Source organism: Kitasatospora sp. NPDC001603, assembly GCF_040298365.1.
Lineage (GTDB): Bacteria > Actinomycetota > Actinomycetes > Streptomycetales > Streptomycetaceae > Kitasatospora.
Genome location: NZ_JBEPAA010000175.1, coordinates 1 through 2722 on the forward strand (window position 1 = coordinate 1; position 2722 = coordinate 2722).

The following is a 2722-nucleotide window of genomic DNA, read 5'->3' on the forward strand; positions in this document are numbered from 1 at the left end:
GGCGTCGGCCGCGGCCAGGGCCGCGCCGCCCGCGGCGCTGGCGGCGGCGCTCGCGGCACCGGCGGGGGTGCGGGAGGCCCGGTTGGCGGCGCCGGCGGCCGCGACCGCCTGGGCGGCGGCAGCCGCGGCGCCCTGGGCCGCGTCGGCGGCACGCGCGGCCGCTTCCTTGACGCGGGCCAGGTCCCGGCCGGCCGCCTCGGTCTCCCTGGCCGCGGTCTCCGCTGCCTCCTTGGCCAGCCGGGAGGTCTCGACCGCGCGGGCGGAGGCCGCCTTGGCGGCGTCCTTGGCGATCTGGGCCTGCCGGCCGGCCTGTTCGGCCTGCTCGGCCAGCTGGGAGATCGTGGCGCGTTCCTCATCCCTGGCCAGGGCCACGAACTGGCCGACCGACAGGAACTCGGCGACATCGGCGGGCGTGCCGCGCAGTGCGACCTTGGCGGCTTCCTTCATTGCCGGCCCGCCGGCCGCGAGGAGCTGCATCACGCGGGCTCGGTCGTCGACGGAGGCGGCGTCGTACCGGCCCTGCTCGAGGAACGTCTTCAGGTCCTCGGGGGTGCCCTGCAGTGCGGCGGTGGCCCGCTCCTTGACGCTCACTCCACCGGTGGCGAGGAGCTCGAACGCCTCGACCCGGAGGTCCTGCTCCAGAGGTGACTGCCAGCCGTCCTTGAGGAAGGTGTGCAGCTCTCCCTGGGAGCCCTTCAGGGCCTTCGCGGCCGCTTCGCGCACCCCCGGGCCGCCGAGGCTGAAGATCTGGAACGTGGAGACGCGTTCGTCGTGGTACTCCGCGAGGTCCGCCTCGACGTCCAGGAAGCGTTTGACGTCCTCGTCGGTGCCGGTCAGCGCCGTCTCGGCGGCCGCCTGCACGCCGGGACCGCCGTCCAGCCACAGGCTCACGACACGGCTGCGGTCCGTCTCCGTCGGCGTGCTCGGGCCGGGCCCTGGATCCGTCGCGAACGCGGGCGACGTTCCGAGCAGGCTGGCCGCGAGGGCCAGCGGCAGTAAGCCCGCGCATATTCGGCCGAGGACCGATGCCCGGGCTCTGCGGTGCCACCTCCTCCCGGTGTGTCCTGATGCTCCCAGGGACTGGATTGGATGATTCACAATCAATACCCCCCAAATGGTACATGCATGTTTCGATGACAGACCTCTGGGCATCACAAGCGGAACTCGGTGTACGAATTCGCGGGACATGGCCGAAAGTCGGTCCGGAAAGTGTTCTTGAACTATTCCAGGGGTCTCCTGGAGGCGGAGATTGCTGGTACTTTACGCTGGCTTCGCCGTCGCCCGACACCCCTTCCCGCATTGCGGATTCATTTTGACTCCGCCAAGACCGAAGGAACTGCCTTGATCAAATCCCGCACCCGGACGATTCTCCTGGCCGGCGTCTCCGGAGCCCTGCTGACGTGCATCGGGCTCGCGTCCCTGTCGGCCGCGCAGGCCACGACCGGCGCGGCATCGGCGGACACGGACATGCCCACCGCAGTCGAGGACTTCCAGTACCCGGAGGCTGACCGCATCCTGACGGAACGCAAGATCACGTTGAAGCGGGGCGACGGGCACATCCTGCTCAAGGAAGGACCCGGCCACACGGTTCCGACCAGCTGCCAGGCGGGGAACGAGATCTTCGTCGAATCGCGCCTCGACAAGCTCGGATACTGCTTTGTCGTCTCCGGCACGACCGGCTACCTCACCATGGAACTGCCGGACGTCTACGGCATCTGGACCGAAGACCGCTCCGTCAACGCCAAGCTGGTCGCGGCCGGCCAGGAAAAGCAGGTGAACATCGGCCCTAACTCGGTCGAACCGGTCGGCGAAAGCCTGCCCGGCGGAAAGCGTTCCGTCCTAGTCGAACTCCGCATCACCGGATGATCCGGGCAGGCAAGGCCACTGCCGCGCAAAATCGACACCGTACAGATCCATTCGACCCCACCGAAACGGCGACGAAAGGACAGCGCTCCGTGTTTCGCACGCGATCACACTCGGCCTGGACAACCGGGGCGGTCACGGCCGCCTCGCTGACCGGTGCCCTGCTGACCGGCGGACCCGCTCCGGCGGTCAGTGGTGACACGTCACCGGCGGACTCCTACGCCTTCACCGCCAAACTGGACATCGGCGACGGCAAACGCGCCTGCACCGGCGCCCTGGTCGACCCGTTCTGGGTCGTCACCGCCGCCTCCTGCTTCGCCGACGACCCCGCCCACCCGACGACGGTCCCCGCCGGTCCGCCCGCACTCAGGACCACCGTCACCGTCGGCCGCACCGACCCCACGACCGGCCAGGTCCGGGACATCGTCGAACTCGCCCCCCGTACCGACCGCGACCTCGTACTCGCCCGGCTCGCCACTCCCGTCACCGACATCACCCCGGTGGCCGTGGCCACGGCCGCTCCCACCGCCGGTGAGGACCTTCGGGTGACGGGCTACGGCCGCACCAGGACCGAGTGGGTGCCCGACAAGCTCCACAGCGCCCTCTTCACCGTCGGTGGCGTTGACCCGACCGGCCTCGCCATCACCGCCAAGGCCCCGGCGGACGCCACCGTCTGCAAGGGCGACACCGGCGGCCCCGCACTACGGCAGGTCGGCGACCACTACGAACTCGCCGCCCTCAACAGCCGCTCCTGGCAGAACGGCTGCCTAGTGCTGAAGTCCCCAAGTAGCGGGTATATGGCCTCCGTTGGGGTGAATTTGGTGCGGTAGGGGGTGGGGTGTGCCGGGGTTGTTGCGGG

General features: G+C 69.9%; 3 protein-coding genes. 2 read left to right on the forward strand and 1 reads right to left on the reverse strand.

Annotated features, from left to right (window positions below; genetic code table 11):
* Nucleotides 1-891 (reverse strand): ALF repeat-containing protein (locus tag ABT263_RS38630; protein WP_352298611.1); only part of this gene is annotated, 891 nt, incomplete at its 3' end.
* Nucleotides 892-1341: 450 nt separating this feature from the next.
* On the opposite strand from ABT263_RS38630, the gene ABT263_RS38635 reads away from it, so the two are divergent.
* Together ABT263_RS38635 and ABT263_RS38640 are read left to right on the forward strand one after the other, a co-directional pair.
* Entirely contained in the window at nucleotides 1342-1866 is a 525-nt protein-coding gene (locus ABT263_RS38635) for a hypothetical protein (RefSeq protein ID WP_352298614.1), read from the forward strand.
* An 89-nt stretch (nucleotides 1867-1955) separates the two neighbouring features.
* Nucleotides 1956-2693: a trypsin-like serine protease gene (locus ABT263_RS38640; RefSeq protein WP_352298616.1), complete on the forward strand. Its 738-nt coding sequence runs from the start codon at nucleotides 1956-1958 to the stop codon at nucleotides 2691-2693.
* Nucleotides 2694-2722 lie beyond the last annotated feature (29 nt).